Source organism: Variovorax sp. FG153, from assembly GCF_057809595.1.
The window spans coordinates 1-18,162 of sequence record NZ_JBMDKG010000084.1 but is presented as its reverse complement, the minus strand read 5'-3'; the positions used below and the strand labels follow the sequence as shown (position 1 = coordinate 18,162).

At 69.9% G+C, this 18,162-nt stretch carries 15 protein-coding genes; 7 read left to right on the top strand and 8 right to left on the bottom strand.

Annotated features, from left to right (window positions below; all coding sequences use genetic code 11):
* The 3 genes from ACODT0_RS41505 to ACODT0_RS41495 all read left to right on the top strand — a co-directional run.
* Window positions 1-543: oligopeptide/dipeptide ABC transporter ATP-binding protein (locus ACODT0_RS41505; protein ID WP_489043958.1), on the top strand; the 543-nt coding region annotated here is incomplete at its 5' end.
* Window positions 540-1,379: an NADPH-dependent oxidoreductase gene (locus ACODT0_RS41500; RefSeq protein ID WP_296729436.1), complete on the top strand. Its 840-nt coding sequence runs from the start codon at window positions 540-542 to the stop codon at window positions 1,377-1,379. The genes ACODT0_RS41505 and ACODT0_RS41500, both read left to right, overlap by 4 nt.
* Before the next feature lie 4 nt (window positions 1,380-1,383).
* Window positions 1,384-2,208, top strand: a complete 825-nt coding sequence (locus tag ACODT0_RS41495) for an ABC transporter ATP-binding protein (protein WP_296729434.1) — start codon at window positions 1,384-1,386, stop codon at window positions 2,206-2,208.
* 77 nt (window positions 2,209-2,285) lie between these two features.
* On the opposite strand, the gene ACODT0_RS41490 is transcribed toward ACODT0_RS41495, so the two are convergent.
* The 3 genes from ACODT0_RS41490 to ACODT0_RS41480 all read right to left on the bottom strand — a co-directional run bounded on the left by ACODT0_RS41490 (window position 2,286) and on the right by ACODT0_RS41480 (window position 7,102).
* Window positions 2,286-3,848, bottom strand: coding sequence for an ABC transporter substrate-binding protein (locus ACODT0_RS41490; RefSeq protein ID WP_296729432.1), 1,563 nt, complete (start codon window positions 3,846-3,848; stop codon window positions 2,286-2,288).
* Between the two features lie 30 nt (window positions 3,849-3,878).
* Window positions 3,879-4,685, bottom strand: a complete 807-nt coding sequence (locus tag ACODT0_RS41485; protein WP_413765308.1) for a MetQ/NlpA family ABC transporter substrate-binding protein — start codon at window positions 4,683-4,685, stop codon at window positions 3,879-3,881.
* 158 nt (window positions 4,686-4,843) lie between these two features.
* On the bottom strand, window positions 4,844-7,102 hold the full coding sequence (locus ACODT0_RS41480; protein WP_489043957.1) for a hypothetical protein: 2,259 nt from the start codon (window positions 7,100-7,102) through the stop codon (window positions 4,844-4,846).
* Window positions 7,103-7,787: 685 nt separating this feature from the next.
* On the opposite strand from ACODT0_RS41480, the gene arr reads away from it, so the two are divergent.
* A complete protein-coding gene (gene arr / locus ACODT0_RS41475; protein ID WP_296729428.1) occupies window positions 7,788-8,204 on the top strand; it encodes an NAD(+)--rifampin ADP-ribosyltransferase in 417 nt (138 codons plus the stop codon).
* 24 nt (window positions 8,205-8,228) lie between these two features.
* On the opposite strand, the gene ACODT0_RS41470 is transcribed toward arr, so the two are convergent.
* Complete coding sequence (locus ACODT0_RS41470; RefSeq protein WP_296729427.1) at window positions 8,229-9,701, bottom strand: SidA/IucD/PvdA family monooxygenase; 1,473 nt, start codon at window positions 9,699-9,701, stop codon at window positions 8,229-8,231.
* Between the two features lie 260 nt (window positions 9,702-9,961).
* Here ACODT0_RS41470 and ACODT0_RS41465 point away from each other — a divergent pair, with 260 nt between their 5' ends.
* Entirely contained in the window at window positions 9,962-10,903 is a 942-nt protein-coding gene (locus ACODT0_RS41465) for a CysB family HTH-type transcriptional regulator (protein ID WP_296729425.1), read from the top strand.
* Between the two features lie 3 nt (window positions 10,904-10,906).
* Here the strand turns inward: ACODT0_RS41465 and ACODT0_RS41460 are convergent, their stop codons facing one another.
* The 3 genes from ACODT0_RS41460 to ACODT0_RS41450 are packed head-to-tail and all read right to left on the bottom strand — an operon-like array spanning window position 10,907 to window position 13,241.
* Window positions 10,907-11,509 (bottom strand): alkylhydroperoxidase domain protein, encoded by a 603-nt coding sequence (locus tag ACODT0_RS41460; RefSeq protein WP_489043956.1) that lies wholly within the window; start codon window positions 11,507-11,509, stop codon window positions 10,907-10,909.
* Window positions 11,510-11,514: 5 nt separating this feature from the next.
* Window positions 11,515-12,147 carry a CMD domain protein gene (locus ACODT0_RS41455; RefSeq protein WP_489043955.1) on the bottom strand — a complete coding sequence of 211 codons (633 nt, stop codon included), beginning with the start codon at window positions 12,145-12,147 and terminating at the stop codon, window positions 11,515-11,517.
* Window positions 12,144-13,241, bottom strand: a complete 1,098-nt coding sequence (locus ACODT0_RS41450) for a putative FMN-dependent luciferase-like monooxygenase (protein WP_489043954.1) — start codon at window positions 13,239-13,241, stop codon at window positions 12,144-12,146. The genes ACODT0_RS41455 and ACODT0_RS41450 overlap by 4 nt, the downstream gene beginning before the upstream one ends.
* Before the next feature lie 205 nt (window positions 13,242-13,446).
* Here ACODT0_RS41450 and ACODT0_RS41445 point away from each other — a divergent pair, with 205 nt between their 5' ends.
* A complete protein-coding gene (locus ACODT0_RS41445; protein WP_296729418.1) occupies window positions 13,447-14,799 on the top strand; it encodes an LLM class flavin-dependent oxidoreductase in 1,353 nt (450 codons plus the stop codon).
* Window positions 14,800-14,821: 22 nt separating this feature from the next.
* Here ACODT0_RS41445 and metE read toward each other — a convergent pair whose 3' ends face one another.
* Window positions 14,822-17,113, bottom strand: a complete 2,292-nt coding sequence (gene metE, locus ACODT0_RS41440; RefSeq protein WP_296729417.1) for a 5-methyltetrahydropteroyltriglutamate--homocysteine S-methyltransferase — start codon at window positions 17,111-17,113, stop codon at window positions 14,822-14,824.
* Between the two features lie 107 nt (window positions 17,114-17,220).
* Here metE and ACODT0_RS41435 point away from each other — a divergent pair, with 107 nt between their 5' ends.
* Window positions 17,221-18,105 carry a LysR family transcriptional regulator gene (locus ACODT0_RS41435; RefSeq protein ID WP_057592609.1) on the top strand — a complete coding sequence of 295 codons (885 nt, stop codon included), beginning with the start codon at window positions 17,221-17,223 and terminating at the stop codon, window positions 18,103-18,105.
* Window positions 18,106-18,162 lie beyond the last annotated feature (57 nt).

Sequence of the window (18,162 nt, the reverse complement as noted above, 5' to 3'; positions counted from 1 at the left end):
GCGATGATCGCGCTGGCACTGGCCGGCGAGCCCGAGCTGCTGATCGCCGACGAGCCGACCACCGGCCTCGACGTGGTCACGCAGGCGCGGGTGCTCGACCTGCTGGCCGGCCTCGCGCGCGAGCGTGGCCTGGCGACCCTGCTGATCACCCACGACCTCGCGCTGGCCGCGCAACGCTGCGACCGCATCGCCGTGATGCATGCGGGCCAGGTGGTCGAGACCCTGCCCTCGCGGCACCTGCGCGAGGGCGCGGCCCATCCTTACACGCGCCAGTTGCTGCGCGCCACGCCGCAATCGGCGAACACGCTCGATGCGTTGCGCGGCGTCGATGGCCGGCTGCCCGATCTCGCGCGCGCCGACCTGCCGGCCTGCCGCTTCGCCGAGCGCTGCCCGCAGGCCGAGGCGCGCTGCCGGATGCAGCCGCCGGTGGCGCACTGGCAAGGTACCGCGCACCGCGTGCATTGCTGGCTGCCGCTGGCGCCGGCCACGCGGCCCGGCGCCGAACATCCCGTCCATCCGACACCCGAAGCAGTCCCCGCATGACACAGCCCAAATCCGACACCCTGGCCTCGCTCTTTCGCAGCCGCTACGGCGGCGAGTCGCCGCGGTCCGCGCCGCCGCCGGCCAATCCCGTGCTCGAAACCCTGCTGGCCCACCGCTCGGTGCGTGCCTTCGATGCCGAGCGCGCGCTACCGCCGGGCACGCTCGAATGGCTGATCGCCGCAGCGCAGTCGGCGCCCAGTTCGTCGAACCTGCAGACCTGGAGCGTGGTGGCGGTCGAAGACCCCGAACGCAAGGCGCGCATCGCCGAGTACGCGGGCCGGCAGGCCCAGGTGCGCGAGGCGCCGCTGCTGCTGGTGTGGCTGGCCGACGTCGCGCGCCTGCGCACCCTGGCCGACGACGCGGCCGTGCCCATCGAAGGCGCCGACTTCCTCGACACCTCGCTGATGGCCGTGATCGATGCCGCCTTGGCCGCACAGAACGCCGTGACCGCGGCCGAATCGCTGGGACTGGGCACCGTCTACCTCGGCGCGATCCGCAACCGGCCCGAGGAGGTGGCGGCCGAGCTGGGCCTGCCGCCCGGCGTGTTCGCGGTCGTCGGCCTGTGCATCGGCTGGCCCGATCCGGCACGGCCGGCGGCCGTCAAGCCGCGGCTGCCGCAGCGCGCGGTGCTCTCGCACGAACGCCATGCGGCCGGCGACACCGTCGGCCATGTGAAGCACTACGACGCGACCATGCAGTCCTTCTATGCCTCGCAGGGCATGCCGGCGGTGCGCTGGAGCGACCATTCGCTGGCGCGCCTGCGCGACCCCGCGCAACTGCGCGGCCGCCACCGGCTGGTGGAGGCGCTCGCCGCGCAACGCATCGGACTGCGCTGAGGCCATGGGCGAGTCGCAAGCGCTGCTGCGCGTCGAGGACCTGCACGCACGCCATGCGTTGCCCGCGGTGCCGGCCTGGGGCGGCCTGGTGCATCGCCGCCGCTGGCTGCCGGCCGTGGACGGCGTGAGCTTCGCGCTGGCGCGCGGCGAGGCGCTGGGCCTCATCGGCGAATCGGGCTGCGGCAAGTCGACCCTGGCATCCATGCTCGCGCGGCTGGCCGATCCGCTGTCGGGCCGGCTGCTGTTCGACGGCATCGATCTGGCCAGCGTGCGTGCCGGCCAGGCGGCCGATGCGCCCTGGCGCCATCGCATCCAGATGGTGTTCCAGGACCCGTACGAAAGCCTGGACCCGCGCCGCAGCGCCTTCGAGGCGATCGCCGATCCGCTGCGCCGGCTGGCGGCGCTCGACGGCGCCGCGTTGCGCGAACGCGTGCTGCGGACCGCGCGGCGCGTGCAACTCGGCGACGAGCTGCTGGCGCGCCGGCCGCACCAGCTCTCGGGCGGCCAGGCCGCGCGCGTGGGCATCGCGCGCGCGCTGGCGCCCGCGCCCGAGCTGCTGATCCTCGACGAGCCCACCGCGGCGCTCGACGTCTCGGTGCAGGCCGGCCTGCTCGCGCTGCTGGCGGGGCTGCGCCGCGAGCTCGGCCTCGCGATCCTGTTCATCTCGCACGACCTCGGCGTGGTGCGGCTGCTGTGCGAGCGCGTGCTGGTGATGCGCGCGGGGCGCATCGTCGACGAAGGGGCGCCGCAGGCGCTGTTCGAGCGCCCTCGGCATCCCTACACCGCCGAGCTGGCCGCCGCGGTGCCGCGCTTTCCGGCGGCCGCCTGAGCGGCCGGCCGGACGCGGCTTCAGGGCTGGAAGTACAGATCCGCGAAGCTCCCGCGGATGTGCTCGCCGGTCGGCCCCTAGTCGCGCACCTTCTTCGCCAGCACGGTGATCGCCGGATTCGCGCCCAGCTCGATCGAAGGCACGTCGCGGTGCACGATCTGCTGGAAGTCGACGAAGAGCTGGCGCCGCCTGGTCTCGTCCACTTCCACCGCCGCTGCTTCCAGCAGCCGGTCGACCTCGGGATTGACGTAGTGCGCCGCGTTCGAGAACGGCAGGCCAACCTTGAAGTTCTTCGACCAGAACACGCGCTGCACGCCCACCGTGGGATCGAACAGGTTGGTGAGGCTCTCGAGCGTGATGTCGAAGGCGCGCTCGGTGTAGGCCTTGGTCACGTAGGTCGCGAAGTCGTAGCTCTCGACCGCGGCATCGATGCCGATGCGGCCCAGCGACTGGCGCACGAAGTCGGCCGCGCGGCGTTCCTGGAACGGGTTGTAGAGCACCCGCAGCTTGAGCCGCGTGCCGCCCGCGCCGCGCTTGAAGCCGGCCGCGTCGAGCGCGGCCTCTGCCGCCTTCGGGTCGTAGGGATAGGGCTGAATGCTCGCATCGTGGTAGCGCGAGATCCCCTTGCCGATCGGCGAGGCCGAAGGCGTGCCCAGGCCATACCAGACCGTCTTCGCGAAGGCATTCACGTCGATCGCCTGAGCAATGGCACGACGCACCTCCACCTTCTGCAGCGCCGGCGTGTCGAGGTTGAAGTAGATCTGCTGGTGGCTGCCGAGGTAGGGCGAGATGCGCGTATCGATCTCCACGCCGGGCAGCTTGCGGAAGCGCTCCACGTCCGACAGCGGGATGCCGCCGGTGCCGTTGGCCAGGTCGGCCGCGCCCGACTCGAGCGCCGCGGCGCGCGCGGCGGCATCGAGCACGAAGCGCACCACCACGCGGTCGAGATACGGCTTGGGCTTGTCCCAGTAGTTCGGGTTGCGCTCGAGGATGATGTGGCTGCCCTGCACCCACTCCTTGAACACGAAGGGACCGGTGCCGATCGGCTGGCTGTTGTACTTGCTCGCCGAGATGTCCGTGCCTTCGTACAGGTGCTTGGGCACGATCGGCGATTCGGTCGCGGCCAGGGCCGTCAGCAGGAAGGGCGCGGGCTTGCTCAGCACCACCACGGCCGTGTAGGGATCGGGCGTGCGCACCTCCACCACGTTGGCGAAGGTGCCGCGGCCGCGCGGATGCACCTGCTTGAGCGTCAGGATCGAGAAGGCCACGTCGGCCGAGGTGAAGTCCTTGCCGTCGTGCCACTTCACGCCCTTGCGCAAGGTGAAGGTGTATTGCAGGCCATCGGCGCTCAGCGACCAGGCCGTGGCCAGCAGCGGCTTGGGCTTGAGCTCGTAGTCGTAGGTCAGCAGGCCTTCGACGATCTTCGGGCCAATCTCGGCATTGCCGCCGGCCGTGGTCGTCAGCGGAACGATGGAAGCCGGCACGGGATTGACCAGCCAGTTCAGCGTGCCGCCCTGCCGGGGCTGGGCCCAGGCCGCGGGCGCGGCCAGCAGCGCGAGGGCCGAGAGCGCGGCGGCGCCGGCGGCCAGCGTGCGGCGACGCAGCGGGCCGATGCTCTTGTTGCGAGAGGGAGATGTCATGTTCGGATGCGTGTGGCCAACGAAGCTCGCTCAGAACGCCGGGATGACCGCGCCCTTGTACTTGTCCTGGATGAACTTGCGCACCTCGGGCGTGTGCAGCGTCTTCACCAGCTTGGCGATGGCCGGCGACTGCAGGTTGTCCTTGCGCGCCGCGATGAAGTTCGCATAGGGCGAATGGCGGCCGTCCTCGATGAACAGCGCGTCGCGGCCCGGATCGAGCTTGGCCTCGAGCGCGTAGTTGGTGTTGATCAGCGCGAGGTCCACGTCGGGCAGTGCGCGCGGCAGTTGCGCCGATTCGATCTCGCGGATCACCAGCTTCTTCGGGTTCGAGACGATGTCGCGCGCGGTCGACTTGATGTTGCCCGGGTCCTTGAGCTTGAGCAGGCCCTGCTTGGCCAGCAGCGCCAGCGCGCGGCCCGAGTTCGACGGATCGTTGGGGATCGCCACCACCGCGCCCTCGCGCAGGTCGGCCGCCTTCCTGATCTTCTGCGAGTAGGCGCCGAAGGGCTCGATGTGCACGTCGCTGTTCGGCACCTCGACGATGTCGGTCTTGCGGTCCTTGTTGAAGGAATCGAGGTAGGGACGGTTCTGGAAGAAGTTCGCGTCGAGCTGCTTGTCGCCGACCGCGAGGTTGGGCTGCACGTAGTCGTTGAACACCTTGACCTCGAGGTCCACGCCCTGCGCCTTGAGCTGCGGGCGGATGAATTCGAGGATCTCGGCATGCGGCACCGGCGAGGCCGCCACGCGCAGCGTCTCCTGCGCCTGCGCGGACATCGCGCCCAGACCGGCCACCGACAGCACCATCACCGAGAAGGCGCGCTGAAACGAAAACGTCATGGTTGGAATTCCCTCATCGTCAGAAATGAAAAACGCCGGATCGCCCTGTCCTCGCAGGAACGTCCGGCGCTGCGCAGGTTAGCGGCGCGATGCCGCGCTCCCAAGCGATGAATCGGCGCTTGCTTATGCGACCCGCGAGCAAGCGGCGGGCATGATCCTCAGTTCATGCGCTGCAGCAGCACGTCGGTCACCGCCACGCTGCCCGAGGCCTTCGGGAACCGCAGCGTGACCTGCTTGATGTGCGCGAGGTCCACGCCATGCAGCGCGAAGGCCTTCAGCGGAACCGCCACCATGTTCAGCAGCGGCCGCGTGGTGCCGGTGTCGGCATAGATCGCGTCCGCGGGCGCGTCGACCAGCGGGATCGTGCCGTCGGGCTTGCGCGCGATGCCGTAGAGCGCGTCGCTGAAGTCGCTGCCCTTGATCGCCGCCTTGCGATCCTGCGTGTCGGTCAGCGCGATCTCGACCTCCTGGCCGATGGGAGCCACCACGGCGACGCGCAGGCTCAGCGTGTCGAAGCCCTGGGTGGAAAGGTCGCCGGTGTGGATCGTCATCGCGGCGCCGGCCGCGGTCCACTGCAGCTGGGCCTGGTCCGTGATCGACCAGGTCAACAGCGTCTTCGCGTCATAGGTGTAGTCGTACAACGCGCCTTCCTTGAACAGGCGATCGACGCTGGCCTGGCTCGCGGGATCGGTGCATGCCGCGTCGCGATCGGGCTTGAGCGCGAGGAATCGGCATTGCACGGCCTGGGCGAATTTCTCGTAGGCGGTCGAGAGCCCGTTCGGGTTCTTCGCGCTGGCATCGATGGCGCGGAAGTTCTGGAGCAGCTTGCGCTGCGCGGCGGGTTGATGGATCGTCAGGATCACGCGCTCGTCGCAACTGCCCTCGCCCACCGGGCAGCCCGCGGCCGGGATCGGCGCCTGCCCCTTCCAGTACGGCGCGAACTGGAACTCGTCGCCGACGAAATAGCGCATGAACGATTCGATCAGGAACATGCCGTTGCGGCGCTGGTCCTCCTGGCTCAGGCGCAGCGTCTCGGCCTCTGCGGCCTTGCAGTAGAGGGGGGCGCGGATCTGCGAATCGTCGATCTTGGCCCAATAGTCGTTGTAGAAGTTGTGGTTGGCGCCCCGCACCAGGACCTGGTACTTGGGCGCGCTGTCGTCCTCGGCGGTGTAGCGGCTCTCGTCGAAGATCTGCGCGCCTTCCAGCGTGTAGACGTCGCCGTCGCAGCTGGGCAGCAGGGTCATGAACGGCACATGGGTGATGCGCGACAGCTGCTTCTTGTTGATCGCCGCGAGCGAGAAGACCGCGCGGATCCGGTGCGGGTCCCCGGTGCTCGAAGGCAGCAGCACGCCGGATTGGCGCAGGGCCTCCTCGGAGGTGGCCTGCTGCAGCCATTGCTCGCTGTTCGCATTGATTCGCCGCACCACGGTGCCCAGGTCCCGGAGCGCGGCGGTGGCCTTCTCCAGCGCGAGCTCCGCGGCCTGGAGCACGGCCTGTGCGTCCTGCGCCTGGCGCTGCAGTTGCTCCACCTCGCGGGTCAAGGCCTCGATCTCCAGCGCTGGCGCGGGCGGCGTGCGGCCCAGCGCCGCCTGGTGCTTGAACTTCGCGATCAGGAGCTGCACCGAGGCGGCGGTCGAGGCGGATTGCGCCTCGTCGACCCGCTGCCGCGCTTCGTCCAGCGCGGCCTGGAGCGGAACGGTCGCCGCGCGGATGTCGCGTGCCTTCTCGACGTTCTGGTAGCTGATGCCCACGCGTTGCCGGTTCAGCTCCACCGCATAGGCCACCGCTTCCGCGCCGCGCGAGTGCCCGACGAGGCCCACGCGTCCGAGGTCCATCCTGCCCTTGAGCTCGGGCAGCGCCACGCCGTTGAACACGCCCGTGGCGTTGCCCGCGCGCAGCAGGTCGAGCGTGGTCATCAGCAACTGGCCGCGCGCCAGCGCACCGGCATCCGAGGCATTGCCGTTGAGACCGTTGATCTTTCCCGCATCGATGGAGAAGGCCACGTAGCCGTTCTCCGCCAGGCTCTTCTGCAGGTAGTCGTAGCCCTTGGCGTTGTTGAGATCGGAGGAGTCATGCATGCCGTGCAGGAACACCACCACCGGATGGCCGCCGCTGGCCGAGGGCTGGACCCTGGAATCGCCCGGTGTGGCGGCCGGCCCTGTCGGATAGCGCACCGTGCCCCGCAGCGGCACGGTGTAGATCACGTCCTTGTACCGCGCATCCGACACCGCCGCGGTGCCGAAGCCATAGACGATCTGCTCCGAGGACACATGGCCTCCCTTCTCGCCGAACGGCACGGTCGCGGTGAACCGGGTGACGACGGAAGGGTCCTCCGGATTCGGTGGCGTGGTGACCGGGATGGTCGGCGCCGGATCGGCCGTGCCGGTGGTGACGCCGGTCGTGGGCGGAGGCGCCATCAAGGCCAGGGAGCCCGCCCCGCCGTCGCTGCCTCCACCGCATCCGCTCGCGAGGGCGAATCCCAGAAGAACCGCGCACGCTTTCAACAAGCGCATGCAACGCTGTCCATTCATTGATCTTCTCCAAAATATTCTTTCGATGATTGGAGCGATCTGCGATCCAGGCACGACTCGCTCCGAGTGGTGTCCGATTCGCGCCATGCGGATTTATCGATTCATCGGGGCCGACGCTTGTCTCTCGTGATGATGAGCATCTCGCGTTGCGGACCGCGCGGAGAAGCAATTCATATGCCTCTCGAAGATGTCGTTTCTTTATTCCTTGCTGCATCGATTCATCGGCATTAAAGATATTCATTGACCAATTAATCAATGAAAAATTATTCCTTCGAAAAGCAATCTGCAATTTCCGAGAACCCGTCTGGAGATGGCGCCAGAAGATGCGAAGTGCGTCGCCGCGCGCGGATGCCTTGGTGATGCCAGGAGGCATCCGGCAACCGAAGTGCATGCCTCGCGCGCCCGTCGCGACCGGATGGGGACCGGGCCATCCACACGCACGAACGCGGTGCGTGCCGGGCCGAGGCCGCGTCCGTGAATCCGTAGTCGCGAGTCCGTGAAACTCCGCTATCTTCTCGCGCAGGCGCGCGGCGATGCACCGCGCTGCCACCCACGCTCAGGAACACATCGCATGGCGCCCGCCGACATCCCCAGCCCACCGCCCTACTACCACGGCACCAAGGCCGACCTCAACCCCGGCGACCTGATCGAAGCCGGCCGCAGTTCCAACTACGGCCAGCGAAGGAAGGCGGCGTATGTCTATCTAAGCGCCACGCTCGAGGCCGCGACCTGGGGTGCCGAGCTGGCCATCGGCGAGGGCCGCGGCAGGATCTACGTGGTGGAGCCCACCGGGCCGATCGAGGACGATCCCAACCTCACCGACAAGAAATTCCCGGGCAATCCGACCAGGTCCTACCGCACGCGGCAGCCGCTGCGGATCACGGGCGAGGTGAAGGACTGGCAGGGCCATGCGCCCGAGCAACTCCAGGCGATGCGCGAGCACCTGGAGGCGCTCAAGCGCGCGGGCATCGAGGCGATCGAGGACTGACGACCACGCGGACGCGTTGCCCGCTCAGGCCGCTCGCCGCCGCGTCTCGCCCTGCCACAGCGCGCCCGCATAGAGCTCGGGCCCGAAGTCCGGCGCCACCTCGGCGCGCGTGCGCGCCTCGTGCAGCGGCAGGTCGGCCAGCAGCAGGTCTTCGCTGATGCGGCGCACGATGGCCGGCACATAGCCGCGCATGCCGGGCACGTCGCCCAGCGGCAGCCCGGTGCTCGCGAAGCCGCCCGGGTTGTAGACGTGGATGTCGCGCAGCCACGGCGCCGTGCCCGCCGTCTTCTCGACCAGCTCGAGGCCCGTGCCCAAGTAGGGCGCGGCAGCGAGCTCGTCGTCGCGCTCGTGCGCGGGCGCCTCGAAGCGGTCGCGCCAGCGCAGCACCAGGTCGGCGATGCCGGCCAGCTCAGGGCGCTCGCTCAGCTCGTGGCTGTAGCCGGTGCCGGCGATCGCGAAGTCGAAGTGGAAATGCGCGTCGTGCACATGGGCCACGAGCTGGTTGCCGTTCCGCGTGACGCCGCGCCACGGCGCGCCCAGGTGCAGGTGGAAGTTGGGAAAGGCCAGCACGCGCTGCACCGAGTCGGGCGGCGGCGTGGTGCCCAGGCGCCGGTAGCGCGCCGCATGGTGCCAGCGCGTGGCATCGGGCAGCGCGAAGTAGTTGTCGTACAGGCCCGGATAGCCACGCACGCGCGCCACCGGCGTGGCCGCGAGATGGTCGCGGCGCGCGAACAGGTGCACGGCGGCGGCGCCATGCTCGAGCGCCACCGCGGCCGCGTCGAAGGCCGAGGCCGCCGCGCCGATCACGGCCACGCGCTTGCCTTCGAGCCCCGCGAAATCGATCGCATGGCCGGTGTGGGCCGCGAGCCCGCCGGCCACCGCGTTCGCGAGCAGCTCGGGCACGAAGGGCGCGCCGCTGCCGGCCACGCCGTTGGCGAAGATCAGCTTGCGCGCGGTCTCGATACGCTCCTGGCCATCGACCTCGAGCCGCACGCGGAAGTGCGGCACCGCGCCCTGCCCCGCCGCCTCGAAGCCGACCAGACGCGTGCCATAACGCACCCCGGTGGCGGTGATGTGGCGGAACCAGTCGAGGTAGGCGGCCCAGTCGGTGCGCGGAATGCGGTCGAGCGCCGCATAGGCCTCGAGGCCGTGACGCGATTCGTACCAGGCCTGGAAGCCCAGCGCGCTCACCGAGCCTTCGGGACCGACCAGGTTCTTGAGCGTGCGCAGCTTGTGCATGCGCGCGCGCGTGAGCCACACGCCGGCGCGCTGCGCATCGAGCGCGGCATCGATCACGCTGACTTCGGCGATGCCCGCGCGGCGCAGCGCGAAGGAGAGCGCGGCACCGCTCTGGCCGCCGCCGACGACGAGCACGTCGTGGGCGATGCCATCGTGGCGCGGCACCCAGTTGGCGGGCGCGGGGCCGAGCAGGCGCAGCGCCTCGTGGGCGAAGCGGTCGCGTGGGTCCTGAAGGTCGAAGAGGGTGACGTTGCTCATGGGGGGTCCAGAAAAAAACGGGCCCCGAGGGGCCCGTTGAAACTGCATCGCCGAAGCGACCAGGAGACACTCACCCTCGAAGGCAAGAGCCCTCATTCTTCAAGAGAGCGCGGCCTTCGCGAAGCACGTAATCCGCATACGCTGATCCGTTTTTGTTCTTTGCCGCGTTGCCTCGCCGCGCGATAGCCTGCGGGCACGCCCACCGAGTGCGCGCCCGGAAGGCGCATGCCCCCGCCAGAGACAAGCCTCTTCCCGTCGCCATGAACTTCCAGCAACTGCGATCCGTGCGCGAGACCGTGCGCTGCGGCTTCAACCTCAGTGAAGCCGCCGTGGTGCTCGAGGCCTCGCAGTCCGGCGTGAGCCGGCAGATCCGCGACCTCGAGAACGAACTCGGCATCCTGCTGTTCAAGCGCTCGGGCAAGCGGCTCACCGGCCTCACCTCGCCCGGCGACCACCTGCTGCCGATCATCGAGCGCGTGCTCGACGACAGCCTGAACCTGCGCCAGGCCGGCCAGGATTTCCTGGCGCGCGAGGAGGGCCTGCTGTCGATCGCGGCCACGCATTCGCAGGCGCGCTATGCGCTGCCGGCCGCGGTGCAGGAGTTCCGGCTGCGCTTTCCCGGGGTGCGGCTGCACCTGCACCAGGGCACGCCGCGCCAGATCGCGCAGATGCTGCTCGACGGCGAGGTCGACGTGGGCATCGCTACCGAGCTGCCGCGGAACCATCCGCAGCTCGCCGCCATCTCCTGTCGCTGCTGGACGCACCTGGTGGTGGCGCCCGCGGGCCATCCGCTGCTGACCGAGGCGCCGCTCACCATCGAGAAGCTCGCGCGCCATCCGCTCATCACCTACGACAGCGGCCTCACGGGCCGCTCGCGCATCGACGAGGCCTTCGCGCGCCATGGGCTCTCGCCCGACATCGTGCTGGCCGCGATGGATGCCGACGTGATCAAGACCTACGTGGAGCTCGGCGTGGGCGTGGGCATCGTCGCCGACCTGGCCTACGACGCGGTGCGCGACCGGCGCCTGCGCGCGCTGGAAGCCGGCCATCTGTTCGGCGCGAACCGCACCCAGCTCGCGGTGCGCCGCGGCGGGCATCTGCGCGGCTACATCCACGCCTTCATCGATGCCTTCGCGCCCGGCATGGCGCGCGAGGCGATCGCGCGCGCCAGCGCGGAGGCACCGCCCGACGACGGAGGCTGAACGTCAGGGTTGTTGCGGTTCGCCGAGCGAGAGCATCAACCGGTTCGCCCAGTTGAAGAAGGCCGCGCCGTGGATCACGTCGGCGATCGCGAGATCGTCGAGGCCCTGCGCGCGCAATGCCTCGATGTGTTCCGTGCCGAAGTTCGAGGGCGTCGACGACAGCGCCACCGAGGCCGCGACGATCGCATCCCAGCGCTCGCCGAGCGCGGCCGTCGTGCCCTCGTCGAGCAGCCGCTGCACATCGTCCGAACGCTGCGAGAAATGCGTGGCGAAGCGCGCATGCACCGAGGCGCAGTAGATGCAGCCGTTGTGGCGCGAGGCCGCGGCCGCGGCCAGTTCGCGCTCGGCGCGCGGCAGGCCGGCCTCGGGGTTGTAGAAGATGTCCTTGTCGGTGCGCGTGCGCGCGCCGAGGATGTCGGGATCGCGCGCGAGCAGCCGGAAGTACGGCGACTTGGCGCGCGCCGCATCCACCAGGCCCGCGAAGTGGCGCTCGGTGAGATCGGCTTCGGGCAGCGGCTCGAGCCAGGGCAGCCATTCGAGCTGCGCCTGCGTGAAGCGCGTGGGGTGCGCGTTGTCCGGATGGCTCAGGGTCGATTCGGTGGCCATGGCGTTCAGTCGACGGAAGTGATGGGATGGCGCGCCAGCGTGCGCAGGCCCGCGACGACGCGGACCTGGAACGCGAGGAAGGCCACGAGCTGCGACAGGGTCACGATGCCGGTGGACGACCAGCCGGCATCAAGCAGGGCCTGCAGCGCGGTGGGGCTGGCATCGCGCGGATGGAACACCAGCAGCTGCGCGTGCACGAGCGCGGCCGACAGGCGCGGGCCCAGCGCTTCGCGGTTCGCATCGGCAACTGCGTACGAGGGACCGGCCGTGTCCTCGGCGCTCAGCGGACCCGCGGGATAGCGGCCATACGGACCCTTGGCGACGGCGCGTCGCGCTTCATCGGCGATCGCCTCGGCCACGCCCGCGCGGGCGCGCTGCGCGGCCAGGCGCTGTGCATAGAAGCGCGCGACCTCGGGCTGTTCGTGCAGCGCGGTCACGAAGGCCGCGACGGCGAAGCGGTCCGCGATGTCGAAGTCCCCGGGCACGGGCGGCGCCGGCGCGAACAGCGCGAGGTAGCTCTGCTGCGCGTTGAGGCGCGCCTGTTCACGCTGCGCGCGCAGGCGGTCGAGCGGATCGCCGGGCGCGATGCCGACCAGCTGGTCGATCACGTCGGCGACGGGAGGGGTGGTGGCGGTCATGAGGTCTGGAGGGAAGGAATGTCGGTGGAGGCCGCAGCCGTGTCGCGCTGCCAGCCGAGCGCTGGCGCGACCTCGGTGGCGACGAGTTCGATCGAGCGCAGGATCGCCGCATGCGGCGGATCGACCGAGTGCACCTGGCACACGAGGTCGGTGACGCGCGCGAGCGTGCTGTCGGCCGCGAGCGAGGCGATCACGTCCTCGGCCGTTCCCACGTGCACGTCGTAGGCCGCGATCAGTTGTTCGAGCGGGGCCTCGGGGCCCGCGCGGTCCGCGAGGCCACCGCCGCCCGAGGCCGCGAAGCGCGCGGCCGAGCGGCGCAGGCCGATCTCGGCCAGGCGCAGCGCCTCGGCGCGCGTGTCGGCCACGAAGACGCTGCGCGATCCCACGATGCGCGGCGTGGCGCCGGCGGGCAGCGCGGCCAGGTAGGCATCGACGATCGGGTTTTGCAGCTCGGCCAGCGTCGCATCGGGTGCTTCCAGCGTGCGCGGCTGGGTGCGCGAGAGCATCAGGCCGTCGCCGGCCTGGCCCGCGCGCGTGCCGCCGCCGACGGAGAAGGTCGCCTGCCAGATCCGGCCCAGCAGTTGCGCGCCCGCGGGGTACAGCGTGTCGCCGCCCGCGAGCGGCCGGCCGGCCCAGGCCGCGCGCACGGCCGCGAGCTGCCGCGCGAACAGGGCCGGACGTTCGGCCGCATCGAGGCCGAAGGCGGCGAAGGCCTCGGGCGTGCCGCCCGTGCCCACGCCGAGCTCGAGCCGGCCGCCCGCGAGCAGGTCCAGCACGATGGCGTCCTCGGCCACGCGCAGCGCGTTCTCGAGCGGCAGGGTCACGATGCCGGTGCCCAGGCGGATGCGGCGCGTGCGCGCGGCCACGTGGGCGAGAAAGACGAAGGGCGACGGCAGCCCGCCCTCGTGTTCGTGGAAGTGGTGCTGCGCGACCCAGGCCGAGTCGAAGCCGAAGGCCTCGGCGTGCGCGATCTGGGCGGCCACCAGGCGATAGCGCTCGGCCGCGGGGGCGTCGTCGAGCAGCCGGCTGAAGAAGCCGAGGCGCTTGCGCACCGTCGGTCGTTGGGCGGAGGGTGCGTGCGAAGGCTCGGGCATGAAGCGGAAATTGTGGCGGCCGGGGCCTGCGCCGGCTGCGAAGAAAAAGTCGCATGCATATGCGCAAACCGAGGCTGCGCCACCCGGCCGCCTTGCCAAATGCAGTGCGCGCCTAAGGAAGTGCGAATCCCTTCTTTCCACGCGAGCGGGCACCGACTTAACCTGCCGCCGCACTTTTGCGCGCACCCTCCGACCACGAGTTCCCATGGCCACATCCTCCCGCCAGATCAAGCTGGGCGCCTTTCTCATGCAGACCGGCCACCACATCGCCGCCTGGCGCCATCCGCAGGCCCAGGCCGACGCGGGCAGCAACTTCCGCCACTACGTCGAGCTCGCGAAGCTGGCCGAGGCCGCGAAGTTCGATGCCGTCTTCCTGGCCGACTCGGTGGGCGTGCGCAGCAGCGAACTCGCCTCGCTCTCGCGCACCGCGCGCAGCGACCACTTCGAGCCGTTGACCCTGCTGTCGGCGCTGGCCGCGGTCACCGAGCGCATCGGCCTGATCGCCACCGTGTCAACCAGCTTCAACGAGCCCTTCAACGTGGCGCGCAAGTTCGCCTCGCTCGACCAGATCAGCGGCGGCCGTTCGGGCTGGAACCTCGTGACCTCGAGCGGCACCGGCGAGGCGCAGAACTTCAACCGCGACGAGCACTTCGAGCACGCGTTGCGCTACGAGCGCGCGGCCGAGTTCCACGACGTGGTGACCGGCCTGTGGGACAGCTGGGAGGACGACAGCTTCGTGCGCGACAAGGACAGCGGCCAGTACTTCCACGAGGACAAGCTGCACGTGCTGCATCACAAGGGCAAGCATTTCTCGGTGCGCGGGCCGCTCAACGTCTCGCGCTCGCCGCAGGGCCGGCCGGTGGTGGTGCAGGCCGGCGCCTCGGAAGCCGGCCGCGACCTCGCCGCGCGCACGGCCGAGGTGATCTTCGTCGCGCACCAGACCTTCGACGAGGCCAAGAGCTTCTACCGCGACATCAAGGACCGCGCCCAGGCCTACGACCGCGAGCCCGAGTCGATCAAGATCATGCCGGGCATCTTCCCGGTGGTCGGCCGCACGCAGGAGGAGGCCGAGGAGAAGTTCGCGCTGCTGCAGGACCTGGTGCACCCGGTGGTCGGCGTCTCGCTGCTGTCGAACGTGATCGGCGGCTTCGACTTCTCGGGCCTGCCGGTCGACGGCCCCGTGCCCGAGCTGCCCGAGACCAACGGCCCGAAGAGCCGGCAGCGCCTGCTGCTCGACCTCGCGCGGCGCGAGAACCTCAGCATCCGCGACCTCTACCTGCGCATCGCGGGCGCACGTGGCCACCAGCAGGTAGTGGGCACGCCGCAGAGCATCGCCGACCAGCTGCAGCAGTGGTTCGAGGAAGGCGGCGCCGACGGCTTCAACATCATGTCGCCGTGGTTCCCGGGCGGGCTGCAGGACTTCATCGAGCTGGTGCTGCCCGAGCTGCGCCGGCGCGGCCTGGTGCGCACCGAGTACGATGGAAGTACCTTGCGCGAGCACCTGGGGCTGCAGCGGCCGCGGCATGGGCAGCGCCGGGCCGCGGTGAGCGCCGCATAGCGGCGCGTCGCCTCTCCTCCGCTCATACGGCGGCGCGCAGCGTCCTGGCCGCCGCCACCATGTTGCTCAGCGCCGGAATCACCTCGGGCCACTGACGCGTCTTGAGGCCGCAGTCGGGGTTGACCCACAGGCGCTCCGCGGGAATGCGCTCGGCCGCCTTCTTCATCAGCTGCACGATGTGCTCCTGGCTGGGGATGTTCGGCGAGTGGATGTCGTAGACGCCGGGGCCGATCTCGTTCGGGTACTTGAAGTCGTCGAAGGCGTCGAGCAGCTCCATGTCCGAGCGCGAGGTCTCGATGGTGATGACGTCGGCATCCATGTCGGCGATCGACGCGATGATGTCGTTGAACTCCGAATAGCACATGTGGGTGTGGATCTGCGTCTCGTCGCGCACGCCGTTGGCCGTGATGCGGAATGCATCCACCGCCCAGTCCAGGTATTCCTGCCATTGCGACTTGCGCAGCGGCAGGCCTTCGCGCAGCGCGGCCTCGTCGATCTGGATCACGCGCACGCCGGCGCGCTCGAGGTCGAGCACCTCCTCGCGGATGGCCAGCGCGAGCTGACGGCAGGAGGCGGCGCGCGGCTGGTCGTCGCGCACGAAGGACCAGTTGAGGATGGTCACGGGGCCGGTCAGCATGCCCTTCATCGGCCGTTGCGTGAGCGACTGCGCATAGCGGATCCACTCGACCGTCATCGCCTTCGGGCGGCTGATGTCGCCGAACAGGATCGGCGGCTTCACACAACGCGAGCCGTAGGACTGCACCCAGCCGAACTGGCTGAAGGCATAGCCCTCGAGCTGCTCGCCGAAATACTCGACCATGTCGTTGCGTTCGGCCTCGCCATGCACCAGCACGTCGAGGCCGAGCGCTTCCTGCTCGCGCACGCTGCGCTCGATCTCTGCGCGCATCGCCACCTGGTAGTTGGCCGCGTCGAGGCGGCCGGCCTTGAACTCGCTGCGCGCATGGCGGATCTCGGCCGTCTGCGGAAACGAGCCGATGGTGGTGGTGGGGAACGGCGGCAGCTTGAGGAACGCGGCCTGCTTGGGCGCGCGCTGGGCATAGACGCTCTCGCGCCGGCCGAGCTGGCTGTTGAGCCGGGCCACGGCCGCCTGCACGGCGGGGTTGTTCACGCGCGGCGAGGCACGGCGCGCTGCCAGCGCCGCGGCGTTCGCGGCCAGCGCCTCCTTCACGGCCGCGCGGCCGTCGCGCAGCGCGCTGGCCAGCACGCGCAGTTCCTCGAGCTTCTGCAGCGCGAACGCGAGCCAGGACTTGAGTTCGGTGTCGAGCTTCTGCTCGCTCGCCAGGTCGACCGGCACATGCAGCAGCGAGCACGAGGGCGCGATCCACAGGCGGTCGCCGAGGCGCTCGGCCAGCGGTTCGAGCCAGTCGAGCACGGCGGCCAGGTCGGTCTTCCAGATGTTGCGGCCGTTGATCACGCCGAGCGACAGCACCTTGTGCGCCGGCAGCATGCTCAAGAGCGGCAGCACGTCGTCGCGGCCGTTGATGGCATCGACGTGCAGGCCGGCCACCGGCAGGTTGGCGGCCAGGTACTTGTTCTCGGCGAGCTGGCCGAAGTAGGTGGCCAGCAGGATCCTGATCCTCGCGCTCTTGAGGTGGTGGTAGGCCGTGTTGAAGGCGTGCTGCCAATCGGCGTCGAGCTCGGTCGCGAGCAGCGGCTCGTCGATCTGCACCCATTCGACGCCGCGCGCCGCGAGCGCGTCGAGCAGCTCGGCATAGACCGGCAGCAGGCGCGGCAGCAGCGCGAGGCGGTCCGAGTCATCCTTGGCCTTGCCGATGGCCAGGTAGGTGACGGGGCCGACCAGCACCGGCTTGGCCTTCACGCCCTGTGCCCTGGCTTCGTCGAGCTGTTCGAGCAGGCGCGAGGCATCGAGCCTGAACTCGGTGGCCGCGGTGAACTCGGGGACGATGTAGTGGTAGTTGGTGTCGAACCACTTGGTCATCTCGCCCGCGGCCACGCCGCCGCAGCAACCCGCATGCTCCTCGGCCGACTGCGCCGAGCGGCCGCGCGCCACGCGGAAGTAGTTGTCGAGCGCATCGCCATGGAAGCCGCGCACGCGCTCGGGCAGGTTGCCGAGCGTGAAGCTCATGTCCAGCACCTGGTCGTAGAACGCGAAGTCGCCGACCGGCACGAGGTCGAGGCCGGCCTGGTCGTTCCAGTGGCGCTGGCGCAGCGCGGCGCCTAGGGCCTGGAGCGTTTCGCGTGAGGACTCTCCCTTCCAGTACGACTCGAGCGCGAACTTCAGTTCGCGCCGGGCGCCGATGCGGGGAAAGCCGAGGTTGTGGGTGGTGGTCATGGGTAGCGGAAGGTCCGGCAGTACAGGGAAAGGCGCGATCCTAGGTGTGGCGAATCGTGAAGTAAAATGGTCTTATTTCACGCATCCATGAATCTTGCTCATTGACCATGCTCGAGCGCATCCATCTGTCGATCGTCCAGGAAGTGGACAAGCAGGGCTCGCTGACCGCGGCCGCCGAGGTGCTGCACCTCACTCAGTCGGCACTGAGCCATTCGATCCGCAAGCTCGAGCAGCAGCTCGGCACCGAGGTCTGGCAGCGCGAGGGGCGCAGCCTGCGGCTGACGCAGGCGGGCCAGTACCTGCTCGCGGTGGCCAACCGCGTGCTGCCGCAGCTCGCGCTGGCGGAAGAACGGCTGGGCCAGTTCGCGCAGGGCGAGCGCGGCTCGCTGCGCATCGGCATGGAATGCCATCCCTGCTACCAGTGGCTGCTCAAGGTGGTCTCGCCCTACCTCGCGGCCTGGCCCGACGTGGACGTGGACGTGAAGCAGAAATTCCAGTTCGGCGGCATCGGCGCGCTGTTCGGTTACGAGATCGACCTGCTCGTGACGCCCGACCCGCTCTACAAGCCGGGCCTGCACTACGAGCCGGTGTTCGACTACGAGCAGGTGCTGGCGGTGGCGCGCGGCCACCGGCTGGCGAACCTGCCCTACGTGAAGCCCGCGCAGCTCACGCAGGAGGTGCTGGTCACCTACCCGGTGGCGACCGACCGGCTCGACATCTACAACATGTTCCTGATGCCCGCGGGCGTGACGCCCAGGCGGCACAAGGCCATCGAGACCACCGACATCATGTTGCAGATGGTGGCCAGCGGCCGCGGCGTGGCCGCGCTGCCGCGCTGGCTGGTCGAGGAGTACGCGCAGAAGATGGACGTGGTGCCGGTGCGGCTCGGCGCGCGCGGCATCGCCAAGCAGATCTTCCTGGGCGCGCGCGAGGCCGACACCGACATCGACTACCTGCGCGCCTTCGTCGAGCTGGCGCGCGCGGCCGGCTGATCAGCCGGCCGGCCGCATGCGCTCGGCGATCTCGGCGTGGGCGGGGGGGGGCGGCGC